General features: G+C 62.1%; 23 protein-coding genes and 1 other RNA gene. 17 read left to right on the top strand and 7 right to left on the bottom strand.

Annotation, left to right across the window (positions count from 1 at the left end):
* Positions 1–144 precede the first annotated feature (144 nt).
* Genes G3N58_RS17080 through G3N58_RS17060 form a run of 5 tightly spaced genes read left to right on the top strand, consistent with a single transcriptional unit; the run spans position 145 to position 5,426 of the window.
* The gene (locus G3N58_RS17080) at positions 145–597 is read left to right on the top strand and encodes a hypothetical protein (RefSeq protein ID WP_205999692.1); all 453 of its coding nucleotides are present in this window, start codon (positions 145–147) and stop codon (positions 595–597) included.
* Complete coding sequence (locus tag G3N58_RS17075; protein ID WP_167283865.1) at positions 594–1,157, top strand: hypothetical protein; 564 nt, start codon at positions 594–596, stop codon at positions 1,155–1,157. The genes G3N58_RS17080 and G3N58_RS17075 overlap by 4 nt, the downstream gene beginning before the upstream one ends.
* Positions 1,154–2,029, top strand: coding sequence for a hypothetical protein (locus G3N58_RS17070; protein WP_167283864.1), 876 nt, complete (start codon positions 1,154–1,156; stop codon positions 2,027–2,029). The genes G3N58_RS17075 and G3N58_RS17070 overlap by 4 nt, the downstream gene beginning before the upstream one ends.
* 2 nt (positions 2,030–2,031) lie before the next feature.
* On the top strand, positions 2,032–3,546 hold the full coding sequence (locus tag G3N58_RS17065) for a hypothetical protein (protein WP_205999691.1): 1,515 nt from the start codon (positions 2,032–2,034) through the stop codon (positions 3,544–3,546).
* Positions 3,543–5,426, top strand: a complete 1,884-nt coding sequence (locus tag G3N58_RS17060) for a hypothetical protein (protein ID WP_205999690.1) — start codon at positions 3,543–3,545, stop codon at positions 5,424–5,426. The genes G3N58_RS17065 and G3N58_RS17060 overlap by 4 nt, the downstream gene beginning before the upstream one ends.
* Here the strand turns inward: G3N58_RS17060 and G3N58_RS34510 are convergent.
* A complete protein-coding gene (locus tag G3N58_RS34510) occupies positions 5,407–5,538 on the bottom strand; it encodes a hypothetical protein (protein WP_275691464.1) in 132 nt (43 codons plus the stop codon). The genes G3N58_RS17060 and G3N58_RS34510 overlap by 20 nt on opposite strands.
* A 114-nt stretch (positions 5,539–5,652) precedes the next feature.
* On the opposite strand from G3N58_RS34510, the gene G3N58_RS17055 reads away from it, so the two are divergent.
* Together G3N58_RS17055 and G3N58_RS17050 are read left to right on the top strand one after the other, a co-directional pair.
* Positions 5,653–5,940 (top strand): hypothetical protein, encoded by a 288-nt coding sequence (locus G3N58_RS17055; protein WP_205999689.1) that lies wholly within the window; start codon positions 5,653–5,655, stop codon positions 5,938–5,940.
* A gap of 21 nt (positions 5,941–5,961) precedes the next feature.
* Complete coding sequence (locus G3N58_RS17050) at positions 5,962–6,438, top strand: DUF5681 domain-containing protein (RefSeq protein ID WP_346778271.1); 477 nt, start codon at positions 5,962–5,964, stop codon at positions 6,436–6,438.
* A 443-nt stretch (positions 6,439–6,881) separates the two neighbouring features.
* Here G3N58_RS17050 and G3N58_RS17045 read toward each other — a convergent pair whose 3' ends face one another.
* The 6 genes from G3N58_RS17045 to ompA all read right to left on the bottom strand — a co-directional run bounded on the left by G3N58_RS17045 (position 6,882) and on the right by ompA (position 12,020).
* Positions 6,882–7,670 (bottom strand): Abi-alpha family protein, encoded by a 789-nt coding sequence (locus G3N58_RS17045; RefSeq protein WP_205999687.1) that lies wholly within the window; start codon positions 7,668–7,670, stop codon positions 6,882–6,884.
* A gap of 84 nt (positions 7,671–7,754) precedes the next feature.
* Positions 7,755–9,002: an integrase arm-type DNA-binding domain-containing protein gene (locus G3N58_RS17040; RefSeq protein WP_205999686.1), complete on the bottom strand. Its 1,248-nt coding sequence runs from the start codon at positions 9,000–9,002 to the stop codon at positions 7,755–7,757.
* A 197-nt stretch (positions 9,003–9,199) separates the two neighbouring features.
* Positions 9,200–9,569: a transfer-messenger RNA gene (gene ssrA / locus G3N58_RS17035) on the bottom strand.
* Positions 9,570–9,749: 180 nt separating this feature from the next.
* A complete protein-coding gene (gph, locus tag G3N58_RS17030; protein ID WP_167049523.1) occupies positions 9,750–10,463 on the bottom strand; it encodes a phosphoglycolate phosphatase in 714 nt (237 codons plus the stop codon).
* 48 nt (positions 10,464–10,511) lie between these two features.
* Positions 10,512–11,210 carry a bifunctional 2-polyprenyl-6-hydroxyphenol methylase/3-demethylubiquinol 3-O-methyltransferase UbiG gene (gene ubiG, locus G3N58_RS17025; RefSeq protein WP_205999685.1) on the bottom strand — a complete coding sequence of 233 codons (699 nt, stop codon included), beginning with the start codon at positions 11,208–11,210 and terminating at the stop codon, positions 10,512–10,514.
* Positions 11,211–11,372: 162 nt separating this feature from the next.
* The gene (gene ompA, locus G3N58_RS17020; protein ID WP_167049519.1) at positions 11,373–12,020 is read right to left on the bottom strand and encodes an outer membrane protein OmpA; all 648 of its coding nucleotides are present in this window, start codon (positions 12,018–12,020) and stop codon (positions 11,373–11,375) included.
* Positions 12,021–12,495: 475 nt separating this feature from the next.
* Here ompA and gyrA point away from each other — a divergent pair, with 475 nt between their 5' ends.
* The 10 genes from gyrA to G3N58_RS16970 all read left to right on the top strand — a co-directional run bounded on the left by gyrA (position 12,496) and on the right by G3N58_RS16970 (position 24,875).
* Positions 12,496–15,120, top strand: coding sequence for a DNA gyrase subunit A (gyrA, locus tag G3N58_RS17015; protein ID WP_167284692.1), 2,625 nt, complete (start codon positions 12,496–12,498; stop codon positions 15,118–15,120).
* Positions 15,121–15,244: 124 nt separating this feature from the next.
* Complete coding sequence (locus G3N58_RS17010) at positions 15,245–15,850, top strand: DUF2059 domain-containing protein (protein WP_167049576.1); 606 nt, start codon at positions 15,245–15,247, stop codon at positions 15,848–15,850.
* 237 nt (positions 15,851–16,087) lie between these two features.
* Entirely contained in the window at positions 16,088–17,170 is a 1,083-nt protein-coding gene (serC, locus tag G3N58_RS17005; protein ID WP_205999684.1) for a 3-phosphoserine/phosphohydroxythreonine transaminase, read from the top strand.
* Positions 17,171–17,235: 65 nt separating this feature from the next.
* Entirely contained in the window at positions 17,236–18,315 is a 1,080-nt protein-coding gene (gene pheA, locus G3N58_RS17000; RefSeq protein WP_205999683.1) for a prephenate dehydratase, read from the top strand.
* Positions 18,316–18,443: 128 nt separating this feature from the next.
* Positions 18,444–19,571 (top strand): histidinol-phosphate transaminase, encoded by a 1,128-nt coding sequence (gene hisC, locus G3N58_RS16995; protein ID WP_205999682.1) that lies wholly within the window; start codon positions 18,444–18,446, stop codon positions 19,569–19,571.
* Positions 19,572–19,642: 71 nt separating this feature from the next.
* Positions 19,643–20,584, top strand: a complete 942-nt coding sequence (locus tag G3N58_RS16990; RefSeq protein ID WP_167049509.1) for a prephenate dehydrogenase/arogenate dehydrogenase family protein — start codon at positions 19,643–19,645, stop codon at positions 20,582–20,584.
* Between the two features lie 18 nt (positions 20,585–20,602).
* Complete coding sequence (gene aroA / locus G3N58_RS16985; protein ID WP_205989241.1) at positions 20,603–21,907, top strand: 3-phosphoshikimate 1-carboxyvinyltransferase; 1,305 nt, start codon at positions 20,603–20,605, stop codon at positions 21,905–21,907.
* A 46-nt stretch (positions 21,908–21,953) separates the two neighbouring features.
* Positions 21,954–22,640, top strand: coding sequence for a (d)CMP kinase (cmk, locus tag G3N58_RS16980; protein WP_167284695.1), 687 nt, complete (start codon positions 21,954–21,956; stop codon positions 22,638–22,640).
* A gap of 156 nt (positions 22,641–22,796) precedes the next feature.
* Entirely contained in the window at positions 22,797–24,530 is a 1,734-nt protein-coding gene (gene rpsA / locus G3N58_RS16975; RefSeq protein ID WP_167049503.1) for a 30S ribosomal protein S1, read from the top strand.
* A gap of 21 nt (positions 24,531–24,551) precedes the next feature.
* Positions 24,552–24,875, top strand: a complete 324-nt coding sequence (locus G3N58_RS16970; RefSeq protein ID WP_007180889.1) for an integration host factor subunit beta — start codon at positions 24,552–24,554, stop codon at positions 24,873–24,875.
* Positions 24,876–25,217: the final 342 nt, after the last annotated feature.

The following is a 25,217-nucleotide window of genomic DNA, read 5'->3' as shown; positions in this document are numbered from 1 at the left end:
TGAACAGAAGGAGCTCTTCCAGACACTGAACCTGCCAACCCCGACCGCCGACGCCTTGTAGGGACAAAAACGCTACCCCTGATGTAGCGAAATCAAAGACTTACGCAAGAATCTGTCGAACTCGGGGAGCCTGACGCTTGGCCGTTGGTCGCCACGCCGTTCAAACCGCAGCACTTCCTTTTGCTTGCGTCGCACCCCGCTGGCGCGCCATACGCCCGGACCGCATCAGACGCGGGCCAGTTAGCCCACTTTGCGGCCAATCCTTCGTTTTCAGTTTTCTCCGGCGAGCGAGTTTTGGCGTGCGGCGGATTGCTTCCCTGGTGGAGTGGCAATGCTTCAGCGTGGATTGCCGTGGCCGCCGACATCGGCGCGGCGCGAATGCTCGAGCTGCACCACATCGTCCGGCGATTTCTCAACTCACGCCCAGAGCGACGGATCTCGGCAGATGTCTTGACGGTGTCACAAAACGGCCAGCGGTGGGCGCGAGCGCTGGGGTTTGTCGACGAGGGGAGGATGCGCGCGTACACCCCCGATGGGCTCGATGCCGAGCTGTACGCACGCGTACGACAGAAACCGCTTCAAGGGGCCATGCATTGAACAAGTCCGCATTGTCGGCCGGCGCCGCTTCCGTTGTTGTGCCATCGGACGACGGACCGGTGACGCGCGAAAGCATTCTGGCACTGGAGCGCGAGATCCAAAAATTGCCACAGGCGGATTGCCCGGTTCGGCACTACTTCGCGCCAGGCATGTATGCGCGCGAAATGACGGTACCGGCCGGTGTCGTGGTGACCGGCGCCGTGCATCGGCATGAGCACCTTTGCACGGTATCGAAAGGCCGCATCGCCGTATCGACTGATGAGGGAATCCGAGAGATCTCGGCACCCTGCACGATCGTGTCGAAGGCCGGTACAAAGCGCGTCGGCTATGCGATCGAGGAGACGGTCTGGACGACCTATCACGCGACGACCGAAACCGATCTCGACAAAATCATGATCGAGATCACGGAATCGACGAATGCGGAGCTGCTGGGCGGCGAAGACAACGTTCAGTTGAGGCTAAACCGGCAACGGAAAGAGACGCAGATGATCGTCGCCTGTAGCCCGCAAGCTGTCCAGCGCGAGGCTACTTACGAATCAATCAGGGAGCAACAAGCATGAGTGCAGCTATTGCAGCCGCGGCAATCGGGGGGGCCGCTGTGATCGGCGGAGCCATTATTTCTTCGAATGGAGCCAAGTCGGCGGCAGATACTCAGGCGAATGCTGCGGACGCAGCCGCCCAGACGCAGTGGAACGAATTTCAGGCGATCGAGGGCAACGAGCAGCCGTATATGAATCTTGGCAGTGCGGCGATCACGCCCCTGCTGCAGGCCATGGGCTACAACGTGACCGGAAACGCCAACGGAACGACTGGTGCTAACGGCGCAAACGGCACGACCAACCCGCTGAGCATCAGCGTCAATCCGAACAGTATCCTGCAACAGCAGTTCACGGCGCCGACGTTGGCTCAGGTGCGTCAGACGCCGGGGTATCAATTTCAACTTGATCAGGGCGAACAGGCGATCAATAACAGCGCGGCGGCCCGAGGTGGGTTACTTTCTGGTGCGACGCTGAAAGACCTTCTTTCGTACAGTCAGGGATTGGCGGATACGACGTACCAGCAGGACTTCAATAATGCGCTTTCGACGTTCAATACGAACTACAACAGTGCGGCCAACAATGCGAATCGTCTGAGTGGCCTGACGACGATGGGCCAGAACGCTGCGACCAATGTCGGAAATCAGGGTTTGCAGACGGCTGCGAACGCGGGGCAATTGACCACTTCCGCAGCGAACGCTTCAGCTGCCGGCACTGTCGCGTCCTCAAATGCGCTTTCGGGGGCGCTCAGCAGCCTTGGAAATAGCGCGTCCACGTACGGGTTGTTGAGCCAGCTGACCGGGCAGGGTTCGAGCAGCTACGGTGCCGGCTCGGCATGGGCGCCCTCGACCGGCGTGAGCTCAGACGAAGCCGCCGCGCTCTCCCAAGGAGGCTGAAAATGGCAATCGACGCAAGCATTCCGCTGCTGGCGCAAGCACCGCAATTTAACCCGACCCAGTCGATTGCGCAGGCCTATACGCTTGCAGACCTGATCAATAAGCAGAAGCAAGACCAGGCGGTCCGGCAGGCGCTGTCAGCTCCGGGCGCGCTCGACCCGGCCACAGGGATGCCGACCTCGGACGCTCTAGGTGCGGTCACACGAGCGAATCCGAGCGCTGGCATGGCCTTGCAAAAGAGCTATGCCGATATCGCTGAGAAACAGTCGACGACGAGCAAGAACAACGCTCAGGCGAAGAACTTCGACTACGAGAATGGCTTGAAGCAGATGGATGCTCTCGCCCAGGCAGGCGGTGCACTGATGACGCAATACAGCAATCTGCTAAAGCAAGGAGTGCCGCAGCAACAGGCGATTGCGCAGATTCAGCCGTTGTATGAACAGTCTCTCGAAGGGCTGAGAAATGGTGGGCTGATCGATGCCCAGCATTTCGCTCAGGCACCCAAGCAATTCAATCCCGACCAGGTCGCGAACGGTGTGTTTCAGGCGCTGTCTGTGAAGGATCAGTTCGCAGCCCAGCACCAGCAGAACCAGGATACTCGAGCCGATCAGGATTCTGTTGAGCGTGGGCGCCACAACCGTGCCGAGGAAGGGCTAAGCGCTCAGCGAGTCGGCATCGAAGCGCAGAACGCGGCAACGAACCGCGGCCGCCTCGCCTACGAGGAGTCACGACCTGAGACGGAGGTCCGCAAACTCAACGCCGATTTGAAGGCGGGTCGTATCAGCAGGGATGATTACAATGCCGCGGTCACAAAGGCGACGGGCGGGAGTGATCCGGCGACCGTCGATACGGTTGCCAAGTCGATCGCCGACGGCACGATGCCTCCGATGACTGGACAGGCGCTGCGCACGCCTGCAGGCCTTCGGATCATGGCGCGCGTGCATGAACTAAATCCCGACTACGACGCGAAGGACTATGGCGCATCGTCGAAGGCTGTCAAGGACTTTGCGACCGGCAAGCAGGGCAATACCGTTCGCTCGCTGAATGTCGCAATGTCCCACCTTGATGTGCTCAACGAAGCCGGCCAGGCGTTGAGGAACGGCAATTCGACCGATTTCAACCGGCTGGCGCAGAACCTCGCCGCGCGCACCGGTAATCCAGCTCCGACCAACTTCAACGAGGCGAAGAAGATCGTGTCCGACGAGGTTGTGAAGGCCATTGTCGGGGCCGGCGGCGGAGTTTCGGATCGTGAGGAGGCTGCGAAAGCGTTCAATGACGCGAACAGCCCGGCGCAGCTCGCCGGCGCGATTTCGACCGCCAAGAAGCTGCTCGGTGGCCAACTACAAGGGCTTAGACGGCAGTACGAGACATCCACTGGCAAGGATGACTTCAACCGGCGCTTTCTGTCTCCAGCGTCACAATTGCTCGAGGACGGTGGCGGCGCCGGCCAGTCATCTGGCGGCGCGGGCGGCGGCAAGCGGCTGGTTTATGACCCTTCGTCCGGGACGTTCAAATGAGCCAAACCGTTGAGGTGCCCGGCGTCGGCGAATTGGAATTTCCAGACGGAATGAGCCAGACGGCGATGGCGTCGGCAATTCAGAAGAATTTTCCCCACATCCATTCCGACGGTGGTTCGCAGCCTGCTGCGCCCGAACCGTCTGCGGCGTCATCGCCTGGCTGGTGGCAGCGCCTTCAGTTGCCTCCCAACGATCCGAACTCAGTCGAAAACACAATGCGGCGTACGCTCGGCGCACCAGCGGTCGGTGCGAATCCGGAGTATGAGAAGGCCTTGAGCGCGGACTCGCCGTTCCCGGACGTGCTGCCGGTGGCACCCAACACGCTCAAAAATCTCGCCGGTGCTGCCATGGCTCCGGTCAAGTATCTGCTGCGCGGCGGCGACGGTAACGCGCCGGCCATTGCGAAGACTATCGACAATTTCGCGGCAGCGGGAACCACACCCAGTGTCGGGCAGGCTACCGGGTCGCGCATTGCGCAGGCCACCGAAAGCTTGCTTGGGAAATATCCCGGAGGCGCGGGCGTGATGGCGAATAAGGCGGAGACACAGGCTTCCGAGATCGGGGACAAGGTCCAACGGATCGCAGACAGGTTATCTATCAACGCCACGCCATTCGTTGCCGGCCGCACCATCGAAAAGGGACTGTCGGGGCCCGGTGGGTTCGTCGATCGATTCAAGCAAGGCCAGAAGGCGCTATACGACAGACTCGACGACTTCATCAAGCCGCAGACGCCGGTCGATGTGACGAACACGTCCAAAGCGCTTGCGTCGATGAACGAAGACATTCAGGGCGCGGAAGCACTCTCGAGGTTCTTCAAGAATGGAAAGATTCAGGACATCGAGTCGGCCCTGAAGTCGGACACCGCCGGCACGAGGCCGGGGGTGATGGTAGTGCCTGAAAATCCATTTGCAGGCGCAACCGGCGCTCCGAAGGGCGGCTATACGGTGCCGATTCCAGGAGGTTCTTCTACAAATCAGTTGCCGTACGAGGCAATGAAGAAGCTGCGCACTCTGGTTGGCAATGAGATTACGGACGGTCTTGCGGCCGATGTGCCTCGATCAAAGTTCAAAGCGTTGTATGCGGCACTCAGTAAAGATCTGGACGCCGCCGCCGTAGCTTCTGGACCCGACGCCACCAAAGCAATGCAGCGTGCCAACGCCTTCGCGCGCGCCGGCCATGCTCGAATCGATGACATTCTCGATAGCGTGGCCAAGAAAGGCGCCGAGCCGGAGAAGCTGTTTGCCTCGGCGGTCAGCCCATCCGATATGCAGGCCGGCGCGAGCAAGATCTCTGCGGTAATGAAGAGTCTGTCGCCCTCCGAGAGGGATGTGGTCAAGTCGGCGTTCGTGCGACGGATGGGATTGGCAAATGCCGGCGCTCAAAACGCTGAGGGCGATGCGTTTTCCAGTTCGACGTTTTTGACCAACTGGAACCGGATGTCGCCGCAGGCCAAGAACGTGATGTTTTCCAGCAAGGACGGGAATCTCCGCGCGTCGCTCGATGCGATCGCGAAAACCGCTGATCGCATCAAACAGGGCGGCAAGGTGCTTTCGAATCCTTCCGGGACCGCGCCAGTAGTGGCCGCGACCGGTCTGGTCTCATCGGTGGGCGCGGCGATCGGCACGGGCAACCCTCAACTTGCAGCGGGCCTTCTGACGTCAGCGGCTGGTGCCAATCTGACCGCCCGGCTCATGACGAATCCGCGCTTCGTCAGCTGGCTAGCTCGAGCGACCAAGATCCAGAGTGTCGGGCTAGCACGGCAGGCGGTGCTCAGTCTTGGCAAAACCATGCAGGGGGAGCCGAGCGATGTTCAGGACGATGCTCAGCGCTATGCAAAGGCTGCGGCTCCGTCATTTGTAGCTACGCCAGCAGCGCAATGACGACGAACCCTAAGCCGCCGAGCCACATTGCGACCGACAGCAGGAAGCCGAGACCGTACTTGACGTCGTCCCATGCGGAGAAGTTCTCGGTGGATGGCTTCGGAGGATTCATGGAACGCAGTATAGATCTGATGTCGGGCCGTCGGACGGTCGCGCTGAGGGAGGTGCCACACAAGCAAGCTTGATTCGATTTTAAGTTCGTTTCCTTCTTAACGGAGTGTTACTGATGAGTAAGCAACCCAAATTCGACGAGACCCAAGAGTACGGTGAGTGCTATGGACCGGGCGAAGTGCCTGCAGTCCAGCAGGGCGGCAATCTGTTTCATGCGGTGACGCGAGAGTTTATGAGGGCTTTGCCGGAGCCCCAGGCCAAGTCGTTGAGCCCGTATAAGTTCGATCCCGGGAGGCCGCACGCGACCATCTACAGCGCCGAGGACCGATCGAGCAAAGCGCTCCGATACCTACAAGACGGCAAGTACTTCGCTCACGACGGATCTTTTGTTCGGGCGGAGTAAGAGTGGTGGCGGGATTGCCCAATGTCACGCGCGGCGGCGCGATCGCGCGTGCACTGTTTCCTGTTATTAACAAGCGACGGAACAATGGCTTTCAAGAAGGGGCAATCTGGCAATCCCGCAGGGCGACCGAAGACACGAGGCGACCGTCGGACCGATCGTCGGGATGACTTCCGGGCACTTTTCGCTGCGCGCGCACCGGAACTCGTGAATAAGGTGCTCGATCTCGCCTTGGCCGGAGACCCGGCGATGCTGCGCTTGTGCGTAGACAAGATAGTGCCCAGCCTTCGGCCAACCGACGCGCCGGTCCCGGTGGCTCTGCCCGCCGGATCACTGGCCGTGCAGGGACGGGCTGTCGTCGATGCGCTGGCGCGCGGGCAATTGACCGCGGATCAGGCCCAGTCAGTTATCGCTGTCATTCAGGGGCAGGCGAAGATCGTGGAGACGGACGATCTGGCGCGGCGCGTTGCTGCATTGGAGAAAGAGCATGGTGCTCCTTAGAGAGCGGATCCGACGTCTGGAGGACGGTTCGATCAAAGGCCGATCAGATGACGTCAGCGTTGTCAGGTGCGACCTGCTCCGGCGCGTGATTCGAGGTGAGGTGACTCGTGAGACGATGACTCCGCATGAGCGTGCGCTCTACGACAACTACGTGCCGTGGGAGCGTCCCGTCGGGTGGCTCACTGTCGACGAGCTCAAAGCCAAGATTCGCGGCTGAAGGCGATGAATCCGTACCCTGCACGGGTGAGTGGCTGCTCGTGCGGCCTTGGTAGGTTTGAGCGATGACGACGCACATCATTTGCCAACCTCTTCCTGTATGGAAAGCTGTGCGATCGTCGCCTCGTGCAATAGCTCCGCGAAGTCAAATGGCACGATGAGGACTTCGCCCGTCGGCGGAAGCATTTCAGGGACTAGCCCGCGAGCGCGACGGATACATCTCCGGACTAGAGTGCATCGTGATGTTCGGTGGGAATAGAGATTCCCGGGTCGGGGGACGCGGGACCTGTGGATGTCTCCTTTTCGTAAAACTCGTACGGGTCGCCCGTGAACCCTTGGGTTCGAGCGAACAGATTGAGACATAGCGCGCTGGGCGTCAGATTGGCGACGGCGGGGTTACCGCTTATGTCGAATCCGCTACCTAGTGCAAGAAGCCCCATTCCATGCAGGTGGTCAATGGCGATGTCAAGCTCGCTCGCGCTGTCAATGCCTGTAACTTTACGCAAACCGTCAAGCGGGATTGCCTTCGACGTGTCGGCAAGCACGAGGCGGTGCTCGGACGTGCAAATTCGGATGCCCCTGCAGACGAATTCGACCAGCTTCGCTTCACTTGAGGTCAACTGATCGAGCAAATTAATGAACGTTAGATTGCTGTCGTCCGTTCCGTTGGGCGTGCATGAACTTGCGAACAGGCCGGCCCACATATCCTGCAGATTATCCGCATCAACCCAGGAGCTCTTGTCAATGATCTTACCTGCTATGCGCGGATGCACATGGGCACCGTCTGTTCCGTTATCTTGCTCTATTAGCGCCCGGGCTTTCTCAACCACAGCGGAGGCATTAGTGGCGCGCCAACTTTTCACCTTGTCCTGAAGCAGCAGGCCAAATTCCTCGGCTGCTGGCATGCACACTTTGCCGAGAAACGCACCGATCCCGGTCGTTGTCTTTTCCACCACGGTCTTGGCGGCTTCGGAGAGCGCTTTCGTGCCCAGCGGATCGAGGTCTTCTGCACCCATGGCAATTCCCCTTTGTTGTTCGAGCGCCGATGATTGTAGGTCATCGGGTCGGGATCGCAAGGAGCTGCCAATGGGGCGCAGCGTCTATGCGGCGCTGGCATCCGGACGCATCGAAATAACTTGAGCGCCCGTCTTGATTCCATCTAGGTAGTCAGCCCACTTCTGCATCATCTCGCGACGCTGCGCCAGGTGAGCGGTGCGGTTGTACGCGCGCCCGAGCGGGTCTTTCACGGCGTGCGCGAGCTGCGCCTCGATGATCGCTGCCGGAACGTCGAGGACTTCATCGAGGATCGTGCGCGCCGTCGCCCGAAAGCCGTGACCGGTCATCGTGTCGCCGTCATAGCCGAGCCTGCGCAGGGCGGCGTTGACCGTGTTGTCCGACATGGGGCGATCCTTCGTCCGGACGCTTGGAAATAGGAACCGGCCGTTGCCCGTGAGCGCATACAGCTCGCGCAGAATTGCGACGGCCTGCGCGGGCAGCGGGACGATATGGGCACTCCCTGCCGCCTTGCCTTGCTTCGTGCGCTTCATCCGGTCGCTCGGGATCTCCCACGTGGCGGCGTCGAGGTCGAATTCCGGCCACTCGGCGGCGCGCAGTTCGCCGGGGCGCTGGAAGAGCATGGGCGCGAGCCGAAGGGCGCAGACCACGGGAAGCGTGCCCTGATAGCCGTCGATCGCACGCAGCAATTCGGCAACCTGTTTCGGGTCGGTAATAGCGGCCATATGCTCCGGCTGTACAGGTGGCAATGCGCCGCGGAGATCAGCCGTCACGTCACGCTGGGCGCGACCAGTCGCTACCGCATAGCGGCACGCCTGCCCGATATTGGCGTGGAGCCGGTGGGCGGTTTCGAGCGCGCCGCGCTTCTCGACTCGACGCAGCACGTCGAGCACGTCCGGCGGCGCGAGGTCGGCAACGGGCTTGCCGCCAATCCATGGAAAAGCGTCTACCTCGAGCCGGCGCAGGATGCGAGCGCCGTGCCCGTCTGACCAGGTGGGCGCGTACTTGGCGTGCCACTCGCGCGCGATGGCTTCGAACGAATTCTCAGCGTTGAGGCGCTGGGTGCGCTTTTCGGCCTTCTTTGTCTTACTGGGATCGATCCCCTGCACCAGCATTTCGCGCGCGGCGGCGCGCTTCTGGCGGGCCTCGACGAGTGTCACGTCGGGATAGGTGCCGAGGGCAAGGCTTTTCTCCTTGCCGCCGAACCGGTACTTGAGCACCCATCGCTTGCCGCCCGCCGGCGTAACGAGCAAATGCAGGCCGCCGCCGTCGAAGAGCTTCTGCTGCTTCTCCGCCGGCTTGGCATTGCGGATCGCCACATCGGTCAGGGCCATATGCTTTCTCGTTCGGGGTGCCGCCGCGGGGCATTGGGGGTTGTCGATCGGCGGAGTTGTGAAAGACCCCCAAGACAACCCCCGGATATGAGTTGCAGGCAATGGGGGTTGCTTGTGAAAGATTGCAATAAAAAACCCCGCAAGGCAAGGCCGGGCGGGGTTTTCTGGTGAAACGTGGTGAACGTTTGGAAGGTGTTTGGTGGAGGCGGCGGGAATCGAACCCGCGTCCAGAAGTCCTCTACGACCAGTTCTACATGTTTAGTTCTGTCTTTTGATTTAACCGGAGCGACGCGGACGAACACGCTGCGCTACGGCGATTCACTAGATTTTCGACCCGGACGTCGTGACGCCGCCAAGGCTTAACTGACGTATATGACCTCTGTCGGTATTGCTACCGGTCTTGCGACACTAGCCCGTCAGTGAACTAGGCAGAGGACGGCGGCCCTTAGGCTGCCAGTGCGAACGTATCGTCGTTTGCAGTTACGTTTTTCCCATTGATTAACGAGGTGACGGGTCCTCGACATGCCCTAGCCGCTTCGCAACCCCTGTCGAAACCAGGTCGCCCCCGCGGTTCGTTGCTCTGAATCTATGAGCCAAGTGGAGATTTTACAATAGATCGACGGCCGCGTCGTGTTTCCGCGTACTTCCGGTTGACGGCGCGCCAATGCGGATGCAGCGCAACAGTGTCAGCAAGTGTGTCGGATCGGCGTGATACGGCTGCGATGCTGGCGAATTGGCGTCACGTAATCAGCTGATTTCGCGCAGCAGCTTCTGCAACTCGGCCGGCGATCTGACCACGTGCTGCGCGTGCCATTGCGTCGGCGGGATATCGTTGCCGCAATAGCCGTATGCCGCGGCGACGGTTTTCATGCCGGCGGCAAAGCCCGCCTGCACGTCGCGAAGGTCGTCGCCGACATAGACGATGCGCTCCGGCGCCATGTCCAGTTCGCGCGCGGCATGCAGCAAGGGCGCGGGGTGCGGCTTCGGATGCGGGGTGGTGTCGCCGCTCACCACGCAGCCCGCCCGTTCCTCGAGGCCGAGTTGCGCGACCAGCGGCTCGGTGAGCCGCGCGACCTTGTTCGTGACGATGCCCCAGCGCACGCCGCGCGCGTCGAGTTCGTCGAGCACTTCGGCGATGCCCGGAAAGAGCGTGGTCTCGATGCACAGATCCGCTTCGTAGTTGGCGAGGAATTCCTCGCGCATCGAGGTGAATTCGTGATGATCCGGTCCAATGCCGAACGCGCCGCCGATCAGCCCACGCGCACCCGCGGACGCGAGTGGACGCAGCTTTTCGAGCGGGACCATGTCGAGTCCGCGATCGTGGCGCATCTTGTTGACGGCCGCCGCGAGATCGGGTGCCGTGTCGGCTAGCGTGCCGTCGAGGTCGAAAAGCACGGCCTGGCAAAGACCGAGTGCGTCGTCATTGTCTTCGCGTTGGGGTAGGGGAGTCGGGTCGCTCATTGTTCGATCGGAGGCGGCGGGTCAAAGCGGGTCGGGACGCTCGGGCGTTCAGGTGTCGAGGCGGCAGGCGAGCATGTAGTTGACGCTCGTGTCGGCCGACAGCACGAAATGCTTGCTGAGCGGGTTATAGACGATGCCCTTGATGTCGGTCGTGTGCAGGCCGGCGGCGCGCACGAAGCCCGCGAGTTCCGATGGACGGATGAAGCGCGCGTAGTCGTGCGTGCCCTTGGGCAGCATCCGCGCGATGTATTCGGCGCCGATCACCGCGAACAGGTACGACTTCACGTTGCGGTTCAAGGTGGAGAAGAACACCCAGCCGCCCGGCTTCACAAGTTTCTTGCAGGCGTCGACGATTGCGGCCGGCTCGGGCACGTGTTCGAGCATTTCCATGCAGGTGACCACGTCGTAGGTGGCCGGTTCGCGGGCAGCGAGTGCTTCGGCGGCGATTTCTTCGTAATCGACTGTTACACCGCTTTCAAGGCTGTGCAGATCTGCGACGCCGAGTGCCTGCGTCGACAGGTCGATGCCCTTCACATGAGCGCCGAGACTCGCCATCGATTCCGACAGAATGCCGCCGCCGCAACCGATATCCAGCACTTTTTTGCCAGCCAGATGCGCGTGAGTGTCGATCCAGCCGAGGCGAATCGGGTTGAGTTCGTGCAACGGCTTGAATTCGGCATTCGGGTCCCACCACCGATGCGCGAGGTCGCTGAATTTCTGTAGTTCGTGGGGATCGGCGTTGGTCATGGCGAAAGCTGCCTCGATGAGAGCGGTGAGCGAGCGCTCGAGGATAAACCCCGAGTATATAGGGCGAGAGACGGGGCGGCAAAAGTGCCGGCTCGATGAGGCGCGCGGGCATAAAAAAAGCCCCGCCAGAGCGGGGCTTTCGATACTGCGGTAAGTCGCAGCTTACTGCTTCGGCGTACCGACAACTTCGACTTCCACGCGACGGTCCGGTGCGAGGCAGGCGATGAGTTGCTTGCGGTTCTTCTGGTTGCAGCCGGTCGTGACCGGGTTGCGGCGGCCCTTGCCTTCCGTGTAGATACGGTTGGATTCGATGCCCTTGCTGACCAGGAATGCCTTCACAGCTTGAGCACGGCGCATCGACAGACGGTCGTTGTATGCGTCCGAACCGATACGGTCGGTGTGGCCCGTAGCGACCACGACTTCGAGGTTGATGCCTTGAATCTTCGCTGCCAGTTCGCTCAGACGTTCCTTGCCAGCCGGCTTCAGGATTGCCTTGTCGAAGTCGAACAGAGCGTCGGCCTGGTACGTAATCTTCTGGCTGGTGATCGGAGCGACCGGAGCGACCGGTGCCGGCGGGGTCGGAGCTTGAGCAACCAGAGCGCCGTCGCACTTGGCGTTAGCCGTTGCCGGCGTCCAGAATGCATCGCGCCAGCAAAGCTCGTTCGTGCCGTTCATCCACACGTATTCGCCGGTGCCATTCACCCAGTTGTCGTTCGTGGCTTGTCGCGACGCCGGCACCGACTGTGCCATGGCGGATGCAGCCATAACCGCGGTAGCTGCAATGAACGCGAGCTTTGAAAGTTTATTCATATTTCTCCTCTCGAAATTGAGATTACCGCAGGTTTACTGCGAGCCTGTTGACGAAGACAAGTCATACATTGCTCGAAGTATAACATTGGTGCAGAACAAAAAACGTCTGTGTAGACTTCGAGCAGCGTCTGACTCTTTGTGCGTTGGCATTTTGCCATATCGTTCCCCTCCTACGAAAAAAAAATCCGCCCCCCATCAAATCCCTCTTCAATTGTGGTGCATGCGCAACAAAGATATTCGCCGCGCGGGTACGCCAGGCCTGGCTCAGCGGCGAATCGCCGCATGCAGGAATCGAGCCTGATCGTGACAGAAAGTGGCAGGCCGGAATGGTGTTTTCGCATGCCCTCTAATATGTATACGTACCATCGCCGGAGGCGGATGCCCGGCATGTTAGAATCACGTGATGCGTTGCGCCTGCAATGCTTACGCGAAGGTGCTGCGAACCCGTCGCCTTCGCACGTAAAAGATACGGATAATGGATCAATTCGCCAAAGAGACTCTGCCAATCTCCCTAGAGGAGGAAATGCGCCGTTCGTATCTCGATTACGCGATGAGCGTGATCGTAGGGCGAGCGCTTCCCGATGTCCGCGATGGCCTGAAGCCGGTGCACCGGCGCGTGCTGTACGCGATGCACGAGCTGAACAACGACTGGAACCGGGCGTACAAGAAGTCGGCGCGTATCGTCGGCGATGTCATCGGTAAATACCATCCGCACGGCGACACGGCTGTCTACGACACCATCGTTCGCATGGCGCAGGACTTCTCGCTGCGCTACATGCTGGTCGACGGCCAGGGCAACTTCGGTTCGGTCGACGGCGACAACGCCGCGGCCATGCGCTACACCGAAATCCGCATGGCGAAGATCGGCCACGAACTGCTGGCCGACATCGACAAGGAAACGGTCGACTTCGTGCCGAACTACGACGGCAGCGAAAACGAACCGGCCATCCTGCCCGCGCGCATCCCGAACCTGCTGATCAACGGTTCGTCGGGCATCGCGGTCGGCATGGCAACCAACATCCCGCCGCACAACCTCAACGAGGTCGTCGACGCCTGTCAGCATCTGCTGAAAAACCCCGAAGCGACGATCGACGAGCTGATCGAGATCATCCCCGCGCCCGACTTCCCGACCGCCGGCATCATCTATGGCGTGGCAGGCGTGCGCGACGGCTATCGCACGGGGCGCGGCCGCGTGGTCATGCGCGCGCTCACGCACTTCGAGGAAATCGACCGCGGCCAGCGCATGGCGATCATCGTCGACGAGCTGCCGTATCAGGTGAACAAGCGTTCGCTGCTCGAGCGTATCGCCGAGCTCGTCAACGAGAAGAAGCTCGAAGGCATTTCCGACATCCGCGACGAATCCGACAAGAGCGGCATGCGCGTCGTGATCGAGTTGAAGCGCGGCGAAGTGCCCGAGGTCGTGCTGAACAATCTGTACAAGGCGACCCAACTTCAGGACACCTTCGGCATGAACATGGTCGCGCTCGTCGACGGCCAGCCTAAGCTGCTGAATCTGAAGGAAATGCTGACGTGCTTCCTGTCGCATCGCCGGGAAGTGCTGACGCGGCGCACGGTCTTCGAACTGCGCAAGGCGCGCGAACGCGGCCACGTGCTCGAAGGTCTCGCGGTTGCGCTCGCGAACATCGACGAATTCATCGCGCTCATCAAGGCCGCGCCCACGCCGCCTATCGCCAAGCAGGAACTGATGTCGCGCGCGTGGGATTCGTCGCTCGTGCGCGACATGCTGTCGCGCGCCGAGGCTGACAACGCCACGGCGGGTGGCCGCGAGGCTTACCGTCCGGAAGGGCTGAACCCGTCGTTCGGCATGCAGGCCGACGGTCTCTACCGTCTGTCCGACACCCAGGCGCAGGAAATCCTGCAGATGCGTCTGCAGCGCCTGACCGGTCTCGAGCAGGACAAGATCATCGGCGAGTACCGCGACGTCATGGCGCAGATCGCCGACCTGCTCGACATCCTGGCGCGCCCGGAGCGCATTTCGGCGATCATCGTCGAGGAACTCACGTCGATCAAGGCCGAATTCGGCGATGCGCGCCGCTCGAAGATCGAGCTGAACGCGACCGAACTGAATACCGAAGACCTGATCACGCCGCAGGAAATGGTCGTGACCATGTCGCACGCGGGTTACGTGAAATCGCAGCCGTTGTCCGAATATCGGGCCCAGAAGCGCGGTGGTCGCGGCAAACAGGCCACCTCGATGAAGGAAGACGACTGGATCGACACGCTCTTCATCGCCAATACGCACGACCACATCCTGTGCTTCTCGAACCGCGGCCGCGTGTACTGGGTCAAGGTCTACGAAGTGCCGCAGGGCTCGCGCAATTCGCGCGGCCGCCCGATCGTCAACATGTTCCCGTTGCAGGAAGGCGAAAAGATCACGGTCGTGCTGCCGGTCAAGGAGTTTTCGGCCGACAAATTCGTGTTCATGGCTACCGCGTTAGGAACGGTAAAAAAGACTCCGCTCGAGGCATTCAGCCGCCCGCTGCGCAAGGGTATTATTGCGGTCGGCCTCGATGAGGGCGACTACCTGATCGGCGCGGCCATTACGGACGGCCAGCACGACGTGATGCTGTTCTCGGATTCGGGCAAGGCGGTGCGCTTCGACGAAAACGACGTGCGTCCGATGGGGCGTGAAGCGCGCGGCGTGCGCGGCATGCAGCTCGAAGACGGGCAGAGCGTGATCGCGCTGCTGGTGGCCGGCGACGAGCAGCAGTCGGTGCTGACCGCGACCGAAAACGGTTTTGGCAAGCGCACCTCGATCACCGAGTACACGCGTCACGGCCGCGGCACGAAGGGCATGATCGCGATCCAGACGTCGGAGCGCAACGGCAAGGTCGTCGCGGCGACGCTGGTGGGCCCGGAGGCGCAGATCATGCTGATCACGACGACGGGCGTGCTGATCCGCACGCGTGTCTCGGAAATCCGCGAAATGGGGCGCGCAACCCAAGGTGTTACACTCATCAGCCTTGACGAAGGGACCAAGCTGTCCGGTCTGCAACAGGTGGCTGAGGCTGAAGGCGAGGCGGAGAGCGATTCCGAAAGCCCCGCTGAAGGCGACAACGACGAAGGCGGCGCGGTCTGATCCGTGCCGGTGGTTTCAGCCCCGGTTAATAAGTTGAAGCTACGCTGCGAATCCTCGCGTATCGGGCCGATACGCGCTTCCAGCGAGGCGCGCGGTTCAAGTTAATTTCTCTTAGGGAGTAATGATGCAAAAACGATTCAAACAACTGATGTTGCTGGCTGCCCTCGTACCGACCTTCGCCATGGCTCAAGCGCTGCAGAACCAGGCGCCGGCGGCACCGGCTGCTGCCGCAGCACCGGTTGATCCGGCCAAGCAGGCTGCCATCAAGGACCTGCTCGACGCCATCGACGCGCAGAAGCTGGTCGGTGCAATCGGCAACAGCGCGCAGATGCAGGCCAAGCAGCTCGTGCCGGCCATCCTGTCGGACGCGCTGAGCGAAAACAAGACGCTGACGGACAAGCAGAAGCAGGCTGCCGTTCCGTCGCTGCAGCAGAACGCAGTGCCGAAGCTGGTCGACGGCGCAGGTCAGGTGTTCGCAACGGACGCCTTCCGTCAGGACGCAATGCAGGCTCAGTACGACGCGTACGCGAAGTACTACAGCACGTCGGAAATCAAGGACCTGACCACGTTCTACAAGAGCCCGACTGGCCGCAAGTTCATCCAGGTGCAGGATCAGGTTGGTCGCGACGTCGTGAACGGTCTGATGCAGAAGTACATGCCGGAATCGATCAAGGCAACGCGCGCTCAAGCCGACAAGGAAGTCGCTTCGGTCAAGCCGGCCGCCAAGTAAATTCCGCTCGCACGGCTGCGCTGAGTGCGCAGCCTGCCGCCGCGTCCGTCGGGTCAATGCCCGGGAGGGCGCAGCCGCCGGGCTACGCGGCGTGGCGGGTTGGCGGCGACAATGCGATAATGGTCGTTTGCGCACTGGCGCAGACGGCCATTTTCTTTTTCGGCGAGCCATTTCGCAGGTCTTTTCGCCGATTTCCCGCGCGATTCCGTTTTTTCGCGCCCGCTTCCAGGACTCCACATGCGCGTCTTTAATTTCTCCGCCGGCCCGGCGGCCATGCCCGAAGAAGTGCTGCGCCAGGCAGCCGACGAGATGCTCAACTGGCACGGCAGCGGCATGAGCGTGATGGAAATGAGCCATCGCGGCAAGGAGTTCATGTCGATCCACGAGGAAGCGTTGACCGATCTGCGCGAATTGCTGCAGGTGCCGGCCAGTCATCGCATCCTGTTCCTGCAGGGCGGCGGGCTCGGCGAAAACGCCATCGTGCCGATGAATCTGCTCGGCACGAAGCCGCGCGCCGACTTCGTCGTGACTGGCTCGTGGTCGCAGAAGTCGTTCAAGGAAGCGCAGAAATACGGCACCGTGCATCTGGCCGCGACCGGTCAGACCGCGAGCGGCTTTACGCGCGCGCCGGCGCACTCGGAATGGCAATTGTCGGACGATCCGGCCTACGTGCATCTGTGCACGAACGAGACGATTCACGGCGTCGAGGCGTTTGAGATTCCCGATCTAGGCGAGATTCCGCTCGTTGCGGACGCGTCGTCGCATATCCTGTCGCGCCCGATGGACATCGCCAAATACGGCGTACTGTTCGGCGGCGCGCAGAAGAATATCGGCATGGCCGGTGTCACGGTCGTGATCGTACGCGAGGACATGCTCGATCGCGCGATGCCGATCTGTCCGTCGGCGTTCGAATGGAAGACCGTCGCCGAAAACAATTCGATGTACAACACGCCGCCCACCTACGCGATCTATATCGCCGGGCTCGTGTTCAAGTGGTTGAAAAAGCAGGGCGGCCTGGCGGCGATGGAAGCGCGCAATCTCGAAAAGTCGAAGCTGCTGTACGACGCGATCGATTCGAGCCGCTTCTATCTGAACAAGGTCGAACGTGGCTCGCGTTCGCGGATGAACGTACCGTTCTTCCTCGTCGACGAGTCGCGCAACGAAGATTTCCTGACCGGCGCGAAAGCGCGGGGATTGGTGCAGCTAAAGGGCCACAAGTCCGTCGGCGGCATGCGGGCGTCGATTTATAACGCCGTCCCGCTCGAAGGCGTCAAGTCGCTTGTCGAATACATGAAGGAATTCGAACAGCGCAGCGCCTGAGCCGTATTGACCGGCAGGCGCGCGCATCTTTTCCAGCAGTTACCCGGCAGAGCCATTTTTCACGCATGGACGACGAACTCAATACACGACTCAAACCTCTGCGCGATCGTATCGACGCGCTCGACGCGCAACTGATCGCGCTCCTGAACCAGCGCGCGTCGGTCGCGCTCGAGGTGGGCGAGGTCAAGAAGCATTTCAACGCGCCGGTGTTCCGCCCCGAGCGCGAATTGCAGGTGATCGCGCGCTTGCAGGAGATGAGCGCGGGACCGCTCAAGGACGAGCATATCGGCGCGATCTGGCGCGAGATCATGGCGGCGAGCCGCGCGCTCGAAAAGACGCTCAAGGCGGCCTACCTCGGGCCGGTCGGCACCTATAGCGAACAGGCGATGCACGAGTACTTCGGTCAGTCGATCGAAGGGCTGCCGTGTCCGTCGATCGACGAAGTGTTCCGCGCGGTCGAGGCGGGCGCCGCCGACTTCGGCGTCGTGCCGGTCGAGAATTCGACCGAAGGCGCGGTGTCGCGCACGCTCGATCTGTTGCTGCAGACGCAGTTGATTATCGGCGGCGAACTCGCGTTGCCGATCCATCACAACCTGCTCACGCAAAACGGTCTCGCCGGTGTGACGCGCGTATGCGCGCATGCGCAGGCGCTCGCGCAGTGCCAGCGCTGGTTGTCGACGAATGCGCCGCATCTGAAGCGCGAGGCGGTGTCGAGCAATGCGGAAGCCGCGCGCATGGCGGCCGAAGATCCGGGCGTTGCCGCCGTTGCCGGCGACCGCGCCGCGATCCACTACGGCCTGCTGGTCACCAACGCGCTGATTCAAGACGACCCGCACAACCGCACGCGCTTCGTCATGATCGGCAAGCAGCCGACCGGCCCGAGCGGCCACGACCAGACCTCGCTGATCGTGTCGGTTCCCAACGAGCCGGGCGCGATGGTCAAGCTGCTCGAGCCGCTCTCGCGCCACGGCGTGTCGATGACGCGTTTCGAGTCGCGTCCGGCGCGCGTCGGCACGTGGGAGTATTACTTCTATATCGACATCGAGGGCCATCGTGACGATGCGGCCGTGGCCGCCGCGCTGGCCGGACTCGGCGAGAAGGCCGCGTTCCTGAAGATACTCGGCTCGTATCCGCGCGCCCGCTAGGGGCGGTCAGCGGAATCTGGGCGACGCGCGGTGCGTTGCCCGGCGGTCTGATCCGGGTGTTCGGACGGCATATTTGCGCGTGCTTCACCCATCAGTTTCACCCATCATCGTCGTTCGGAGATTTTTTCATGACAGCGTCTTTCGGCCCTTCCTACGTGCGCGCGATCGCGCCGTACATTGCCGGCAAGCCGATTTCGGAAGTGGCCCGCGAGTTCGGTCTCGAAGAGGCGAGCATCGTGAAGCTGGCGTCGAATGAAAATCCGCTCGGCATGCCTGCCTCGGCGCAGCGCGCGATGACGCAGGCGATCGCCGATCTTGGCCGTTATCCGGATTCGAACGGCTTCGAGCTGAAGGCGGCACTCGCCGCGCGCTACGGTGTGCCGGCCGAGTGGATCACGCTCGGCAACGGCAGCAACGACATTCTCGAACTCGCCGCTCATGCGTTCGTCGAGAAAGGCCAGGCGGTCGTGTTCTCGCAGTATTCGTTCATGGTCTATGCGCTTGCGGCGCAGGGCGTCGGCGCGCGCGCGGTTGCCGTGCCGGCGGTGCGTCATGGTCACGATCTCGACGCGATGCTTGCCGCGATCGACGACGATACCCGGCTTGTCTTCGTCGCCAATCCGAACAATCCGACCGGCACGTTCGTCGACGGCCCGACACTCGCGGCGTTTCTCGACAAGGTGCCGCGCCATGTGGTCGTGGTGCTCGACGAGGCGTACACCGAATATCTGCCGGCGGACAAGCGCTACGATTCGATCGACTGGGTGCGCCGCTACCCGAACCTGCTCGTGTCGCGCACGTTCTCGAAGGCGTTCGGGCTCGCCGGTTTGCGCATCGGCTTTGCGATCGCGCAGCCTGAATTGACCGACCTGCTGAACCGTCTGCGTCAGCCGTTCAACGTGAATACGCTCGCGCAGGCCGCGGCCATCGCCGCACTGAACGACAGCGAGTTTCTCGAAAAGAGCGCGGCGCTGAATGCGCAAGGCTATCGTCGTTTGACCGAGGCGTTCGACCGGCTCAGCCTCGAATACGTGCCGTCCGCGGGCAATTTCGTGCTCGTGCGCGTCGGCAACGACGATTCGGCGGGCGCCCATGTGAACCTCTCGCTGCTGAAACAGGCCGTGATCGTGCGGCCGGTCGCCAACTACGGTTTGCCGCAATGGCTGCGTATTACGATCGGGCTGCCCGAGGAAAACGACGCGTTTGTCGCGGCGCTCGAAAAGGCGCTTGCTGAGCTTGCCGCGCCTTTGGCGTGAATCAGCGCTGATCCTTCTTGAACCGCGCGCCCGCCCAGCGAGGTTGGCGTGCTTATTGTGTAACCGACTGTGTGACCGACGTGGCCGCGTTTTCTTTTGACAAGCTGGTGATTTTCGGTGTCGGCCTGATCGGCGGATCGCTCGCGCGCGCTTTGCGCGAACGCGGCGAGGCCGATGGGGCGCGCACGGTGATCGGCGTGGGACGGACGTCCGCGTCGAGCGAGCGCGCCTTGGCGCTCGGTGTGATCGATGACGCCGCGTCGCTCGACGACGATGCCGCGTTGCGCGCCGCGCTCGCCGGCGCGGATTTCGTGCTGCTCGCGGCGCCTGTCGCCCAGACGCAGCCGTTGCTCGAGCGCATCGCGCCGTATCTCGATGCAAACACGATCGTTACCGACGCGGGCAGCACCAAGTCCGACGTGGTGGCCGCGGCGCGCGCGGCGCTCGGCGCGCGGATCGGCCAGTTCGTGCCGGGCCATCCGATTGCCGGGCGCGAGTCGAGCGGCGTCGACGCCGCCTTGCCCGATCTGTACGTGAATCGCAACGTCGTGCTGTGTCCGCTGCCGGAGAATGCGCCGCAGGCGGTCGAGCGGGTCGCGGCGATGTGGCGCGCAACCGGCGCGCTCGTGCGGGACATGCTGCCCGAGCAGCATGACCGCGTGTTCGCGTCGGTCAGCCATCTGCCGCACGTGCTGTCGTTCGCGCTCGTCGAGCAGATTCTCAATTCGCCCGATGCCGCGTTGAAGTTCTCGTTCGCGGCGGGCGGCTTTCGCGACTTCACACGCATCGCCGCGTCGAGCCCGGAAATGTGGCGCGACGTGTGCGTCGCCAATCGGGCCGCGTTGCTCGACGAACTCGACGCTTACACCGCGGTGCTCGCGCGCCTGCGCACGGCGATCGAAGCCGGCGACGGCGCCGCGCTCGAAGCCGTGTTCGCGCGCTCGCGCGTCGCGCGCAGTCAATGGCAGGAACAGCGCGCAACCGGCGTGGCCGGCAGCGACGCGTCGAAATAACCGGAAACTGGACTCATCATGGAATTCCTCGATCTCGGACCTTTTTCCCGTGCGTCCGGCACGGTTCGTCTGCCCGGCTCGAAGAGCATCTCGAACCGTGTGCTACTGCTCGCGGCGCTCGCCGAGGGCGACACGACGATCACGAACCTGCTCGATTCCGACGACACCCGCGTGATGCTCGACGCGCTCGAAAAGCTCGGCGTGCGTCTGAAGCGCGACGGCGACACCTGCGTCGTCACCGGCACGCGCGGCGCGTTCACCGCGCGCACGGCCGACCTGTTCCTCGGCAACGCGGGCACGGCGGTGCGTCCGCTGACCGCGGCGCTCGCCGTGAACGGCGGCGACTACCGGATCCACGGCGTGCCGCGCATGCACGAGCGGCCGATCGGCGATCTCGTCGACGGCTTGCGGCAGATCGGTGCGCAGATCGACTACGAGCAGAACGAAGGCTATCCGCCGCTGCGGATTCGTCCCGCGCAGATTTCCGCCGAGGCGCCGATCCGCGTGCGCGGCGACGTGTCGAGCCAGTTCCTGACCTCGCTGCTGATGACGCTGCCGCTCCTGCGTACCGCGAGCGGCGTCACCACCGTGCAGGTGGAGGGCGAGCTGATCTCGAAGCCGTACATCGAGATCACGATCAAGCTGATGGAGCGCTTCGGCATCAAGGTCGAGCGGCACGGCTGGCACCAGTTCGTCGTACCGGCGGGGCAGCGCTATCAGTCGCCGGGCCGGATCATGGTGGAGGGCGATGCGTCGTCGGCGTCGTATTTCCTTGCGGCGGGCGCGCTCGGCGGCGGCCCGCTGAAAGTGGAGGGCGTCGGCCGCGCGAGCATCCAGGGCGACGTCGGCTTTGCCGATGCGCTGATCCGGATGGGTGCGAACCTGCAGATGGGCGAGGACTGGATCGAAGTGCGCGGCGTCGGCAATGATCACGGCAAGCTCGACCCGATCGACATGGACTTCAACCTGATTCCCGATGCCGCGATGACGATCGCCGTCGCCGCGCTGTTCGCGGACGGCACGACCACGCTGCGCAACATCGCGAGCTGGCGCGTGAAGGAGACCGACCGCATCGCCGCGATGGCGACCGAACTGCGCAAGGTCGGCGCGAAGGTGCAGGAGGGCGAGGATTTCCTTGTCGTCACGCCGCCCGAAAAGCTGATTCCGAACGCCGCGATCGACACCTACGACGACCACCGTATGGCGATGTGCTTTTCGCTTGTGAGCCTCGGTGGCGTGCCGATCCGCATCAACGACCCGAAGTGCGTCGGCAAGACGTTCCCCGATTATTTCGAGCGCTTCGCCGCGCTCGCCCAACCCTGATTCAACCCGGATTCGCTTGCGAACCGACTGACGTGCGACTTTTTCGATGAAACCGACCCGTCCCTTTCACCAGACGCCCGTCATTACGATCGACGGCCCGAGTGCCTCCGGCAAAGGCACCGTGGCCGCGCTGGTCGCCGCGAACCTCGGCTTTCACCTGCTCGACAGCGGCGCGCTCTACCGGCTCGCGGCGCTCGCGAGCCTGCGCTACGGCGTTGCCGAAAACGACGTCGACGCGCTCGTGACGCTGATCGACGACCTTCACATCACGTTTCGCGAGGGGCTCGCGCAACTCGACGGCGTCGACGTGTCGAACGAAATCCGCGCCGAGGAAGTGGGCAGCCAGGCCTCGGCGATCGCCGTGCACGTGCCCGTGCGAGCCGCGCTGGTGGCGCGTCAGCGGGCGTTTCGCAAGGAGCCGGGGCTTGTTGCCGACGGTCGCGACATGGGCACCGTGATCTTCCAGGATGCGGTGCTGAAAGTGTTCATGACCGCGAGCGTGGAAGCGCGCGCGGCGCGCCGGCATAAGCAATTGATCCAAAAAGGATTTTCTGCTAATATAGATGACTTGCTCCGGGATTTGCGTGAGCGCGACGAGCGTGACAGTCAGCGCGCAGCCGCGCCGCTCAAGCCCGCGGCGGATGCAAAGCTGCTTGATACCTCCGCATTGTCGGTCGACCAGGCGGTCGAGCAGGTGGTGCAATGGTATGAAGCGCTAGTCCCGCATGCGTGACTCGAAACAGTAACGCAGCGGCGGCGCAACAGTTCCGTTGTTGGTAGGTGCTTCGCGATGGTCGCGAAGCGTTGTTTTTAACCCTTTAACCCCGCGTGGCATTCGCGTTTTTGCCGAAGTTGCTGACCGTCCGGTGAGCCAGGCGCTGCGAAAACCATGCAAATTCTGATTTTTATGTCCGACCTGCAAACCTCTACCCCGAATACCGAATCTTTTGCGGCTCTGTTCGAAGAGTCGCTGACCAAGCAGGACATGCGCGCCGGCGAAGTGATCTCCGCCGAAGTCGTGCGTGTCGACCACAACTTCGTGGTCGTGAATGCTGGTCTGAAGTCCGAAGCCTACATCCCGCTCGAAGAGTTCCTGAACGACGCGGGCGAGGTAGAAGTGCAGGCGGGCGACTTCGTTTCCGTCGCGATCGACGCGCTGGAAAACGGCTATGGCGACACGATCCTGTCGCGCGACAAGGCGAAGCGTCTCGCTTCGTGGCTGTCGCTGGAAAAAGCGCTCGACAACAACGAGCTCGTGACCGGCACGATCACGGGCAAGGTCAAGGGCGGCATGACTGTCATGGTCAACGGCATCCGCGCGTTCCTGCCGGGTTCGCTGGTCGATACGCGTCCGGTCAAGGACACGACCCCGTACGAAGGCAAGACCCTCGAATTCCGCGTCATCAAGCTCGACCGCAAGCGTAACAACGTCGTGCTGTCGCGCCGCGCTGTCATCGAGGCAACGCAAGGCGAAGAGCGCGCGAAGCTGCTCGAAACGCTGAAGGAAGGCGCGATCGTCGAAGGCGTGGTCAAGAACATCACCGACTACGGTGCGTTCGTCGACCTCGGCGGTATCGACGGCCTGCTGCACATCACCGACATCGCATGGCGTCGCGTGCGTCACCCGAGCGAAGTGCTGTCGGTTGGCCAGGAAGTCACCGCGAAGATCCTCAAGTTCGATCAGGAAAAGAACCGCGTTTCGCTCGGTATCAAGCAACTGGGCGACGATCCGTGGGAAGGCATCTCGCGCCGTTACCCGTCGGGCACGCGCCTGTTCGGCAAGGTCACCAACATCACCGACTACGGCGCATTCGTCGAAGTGGAATCGGGCATCGAAGGCCTCGTCCACGTGTCGGAAATGGACTGGACCAACAAGAACGTTGCGCCGTCGAAGGTTGTCCAGCTGGGCGACGAAGTCGAAGTCATGGTTCTCGAAATCGACGAAGACCGCCGCCGTATCAGCCTCGGCATGAAGCAGTGCAAGCCGAACCCGTGGGACGACTTCAGCCGCAACTTCAAGAAGGGCGACAAGCTGCAAGGCGCGATCAAGTCGATCACCGACTTCGGCGTCTTCATCGGTCTGCCGGGCGGTATCGACGGTCTGGTTCACCTGTCGGACCTGTCGTGGAGCGAAACCGGCGAAGAAGCCGTCCGCAAGTACAAGAAGGGCGACGAAGTGGAAGCGATCGTTCTCGGCATCGACGTCGAGAAGGAACGCATTTCGCTGGGCATCAAGCAGCTCGAAGGCGACCCGTTCAGCAACTACGTTGCAATGAACGACAAGGGTTCGATCGTCGATGGCACGGTCAAGACCGTGGACGCGAAGGGTGCCGTGGTTCAGCTCTCGGGTGAAGTCGAAGGCTACCTGCGCGCTTCGGAAATCGCGCAAGACCGCGTGGAAGACGCTCGCAACGTGCTGAAGGAAGGCGACAAGGTCAACGCGATGATCATCAACATCGATCGCAAGTCGCGTGGCATCAACCTGTCGATCAAGGCGAAGGATTCGGCCGAGCAACAGGAAGCCATCCGCGGTCTCGCTGCTTCGGATTCGAGCGCAGCCGCTACCGGCACGACGAACCTCGGCGCGCTGCTGAAGGCCAAGCTCGACGGCCAGAACCAGTAAGCCTGAGAGGTCTGCTGCAGTATGACCAAATCGGAATTGGTCGCCCAGCTGGCTACGCGATTTCCGCAGCTTGTTCTCAAAGATGCGGATTTCGCGGTGAAGACGATGCTCGATGCGATGTCGGAGGCGCTTGCCAACGGCCATCGCATCGAAATTCGCGGCTTCGGCAGCTTCGGCCTCAACCGCCGTCCCTCCCGCGTCGGACGCAATCCGAAGTCGGGCGAGAAGGTGCTGGTACCTGAGAAGTACGTACCGCACTTCAAGCCGGGCAAGGAGTTGCGCGAGCGGGTGGATCGCCGCGCGGGCGAGCCGTTGAAGGCCGAAGAGCCGGATGACGACCTGTAAATGCTTCGCTGTGCAGCGTGGCATAGCTAGCGTCAGCGGCCAAAGCCAGTCGGCAAAAGACCAGGAAAAGCGCCTTCGGGCGCTTTTTTTTCGTCTGTACTGTGTGGCTGGTGCGGTGATACCTACGCAGGCGCAGGTCACAAACCAGGCGGCGCTTGCCGTTCCTATGTGCGCCCGCACTTCCGCTCGCGGCAACCAGAGACCAGCCCCCGGCAAGCCTCTGCGCCACCACCTGCTGCCCAGCCGCGAGGGCTTCAATTACAATACGGGTCACTTCGGCGCGGGCAACACCGTGGCGCGACGCGTCATCAAGCCGGCGTCACCCCGCAACTGCCGTCAAGA

It is taken from the genome of Paraburkholderia sp. Ac-20342, assembly GCF_017104985.1.
GTDB lineage: Bacteria > Pseudomonadota > Gammaproteobacteria > Burkholderiales > Burkholderiaceae > Paraburkholderia.
The sequence above is the reverse complement of the archived record's forward strand: the minus strand, read 5'-3'. Positions and strand labels throughout refer to the sequence as shown.

Bases quoted from the DNA above. Each gene is read 5' to 3' on its own strand.
- G3N58_RS17070 (WP_167283864.1), top strand. From the start codon at position 1,154: ATGAGTGCAGCTATTGCAGCCGCGGCAATCGGGGGGGCCGCTGTGATC.
- G3N58_RS17065 (WP_205999691.1), top strand. From the start codon at position 2,032: ATGGCAATCGACGCAAGCATTCCGCTGCTGGCGCAAGCACCGCAATTT.
- G3N58_RS17060 (WP_205999690.1), top strand. From the start codon at position 3,543: ATGAGCCAAACCGTTGAGGTGCCCGGCGTCGGCGAATTGGAATTTCCA.
- G3N58_RS34510 (WP_275691464.1), bottom strand. From the start codon at position 5,538: ATGAATCCTCCGAAGCCATCCACCGAGAACTTCTCCGCATGGGACGAC.
- G3N58_RS17055 (WP_205999689.1), top strand. From the start codon at position 5,653: ATGAGTAAGCAACCCAAATTCGACGAGACCCAAGAGTACGGTGAGTGC.
- G3N58_RS17050 (WP_346778271.1), top strand. From the start codon at position 5,962: ATGTCACGCGCGGCGGCGCGATCGCGCGTGCACTGTTTCCTGTTATTA.
- G3N58_RS17045 (WP_205999687.1), bottom strand. From the start codon at position 7,670: ATGGGTGCAGAAGACCTCGATCCGCTGGGCACGAAAGCGCTCTCCGAA.
- G3N58_RS17040 (WP_205999686.1), bottom strand. From the start codon at position 9,002: ATGGCCCTGACCGATGTGGCGATCCGCAATGCCAAGCCGGCGGAGAAG.
- gph (WP_167049523.1), bottom strand. From the start codon at position 10,463: ATGAGCGACCCGACTCCCCTACCCCAACGCGAAGACAATGACGACGCA.
- ubiG (WP_205999685.1), bottom strand. From the start codon at position 11,210: ATGACCAACGCCGATCCCCACGAACTACAGAAATTCAGCGACCTCGCG.
- ompA (WP_167049519.1), bottom strand. From the start codon at position 12,020: ATGAATAAACTTTCAAAGCTCGCGTTCATTGCAGCTACCGCGGTTATG.
- gyrA (WP_167284692.1), top strand. From the start codon at position 12,496: ATGGATCAATTCGCCAAAGAGACTCTGCCAATCTCCCTAGAGGAGGAA.
- G3N58_RS17010 (WP_167049576.1), top strand. From the start codon at position 15,245: ATGCAAAAACGATTCAAACAACTGATGTTGCTGGCTGCCCTCGTACCG.
- serC (WP_205999684.1), top strand. From the start codon at position 16,088: ATGCGCGTCTTTAATTTCTCCGCCGGCCCGGCGGCCATGCCCGAAGAA.
- pheA (WP_205999683.1), top strand. From the start codon at position 17,236: ATGGACGACGAACTCAATACACGACTCAAACCTCTGCGCGATCGTATC.
- hisC (WP_205999682.1), top strand. From the start codon at position 18,444: ATGACAGCGTCTTTCGGCCCTTCCTACGTGCGCGCGATCGCGCCGTAC.
- aroA (WP_205989241.1), top strand. From the start codon at position 20,603: ATGGAATTCCTCGATCTCGGACCTTTTTCCCGTGCGTCCGGCACGGTT.
- cmk (WP_167284695.1), top strand. From the start codon at position 21,954: ATGAAACCGACCCGTCCCTTTCACCAGACGCCCGTCATTACGATCGAC.
- rpsA (WP_167049503.1), top strand. From the start codon at position 22,797: ATGCAAATTCTGATTTTTATGTCCGACCTGCAAACCTCTACCCCGAAT.
- G3N58_RS16970 (WP_007180889.1), top strand. From the start codon at position 24,552: ATGACCAAATCGGAATTGGTCGCCCAGCTGGCTACGCGATTTCCGCAG.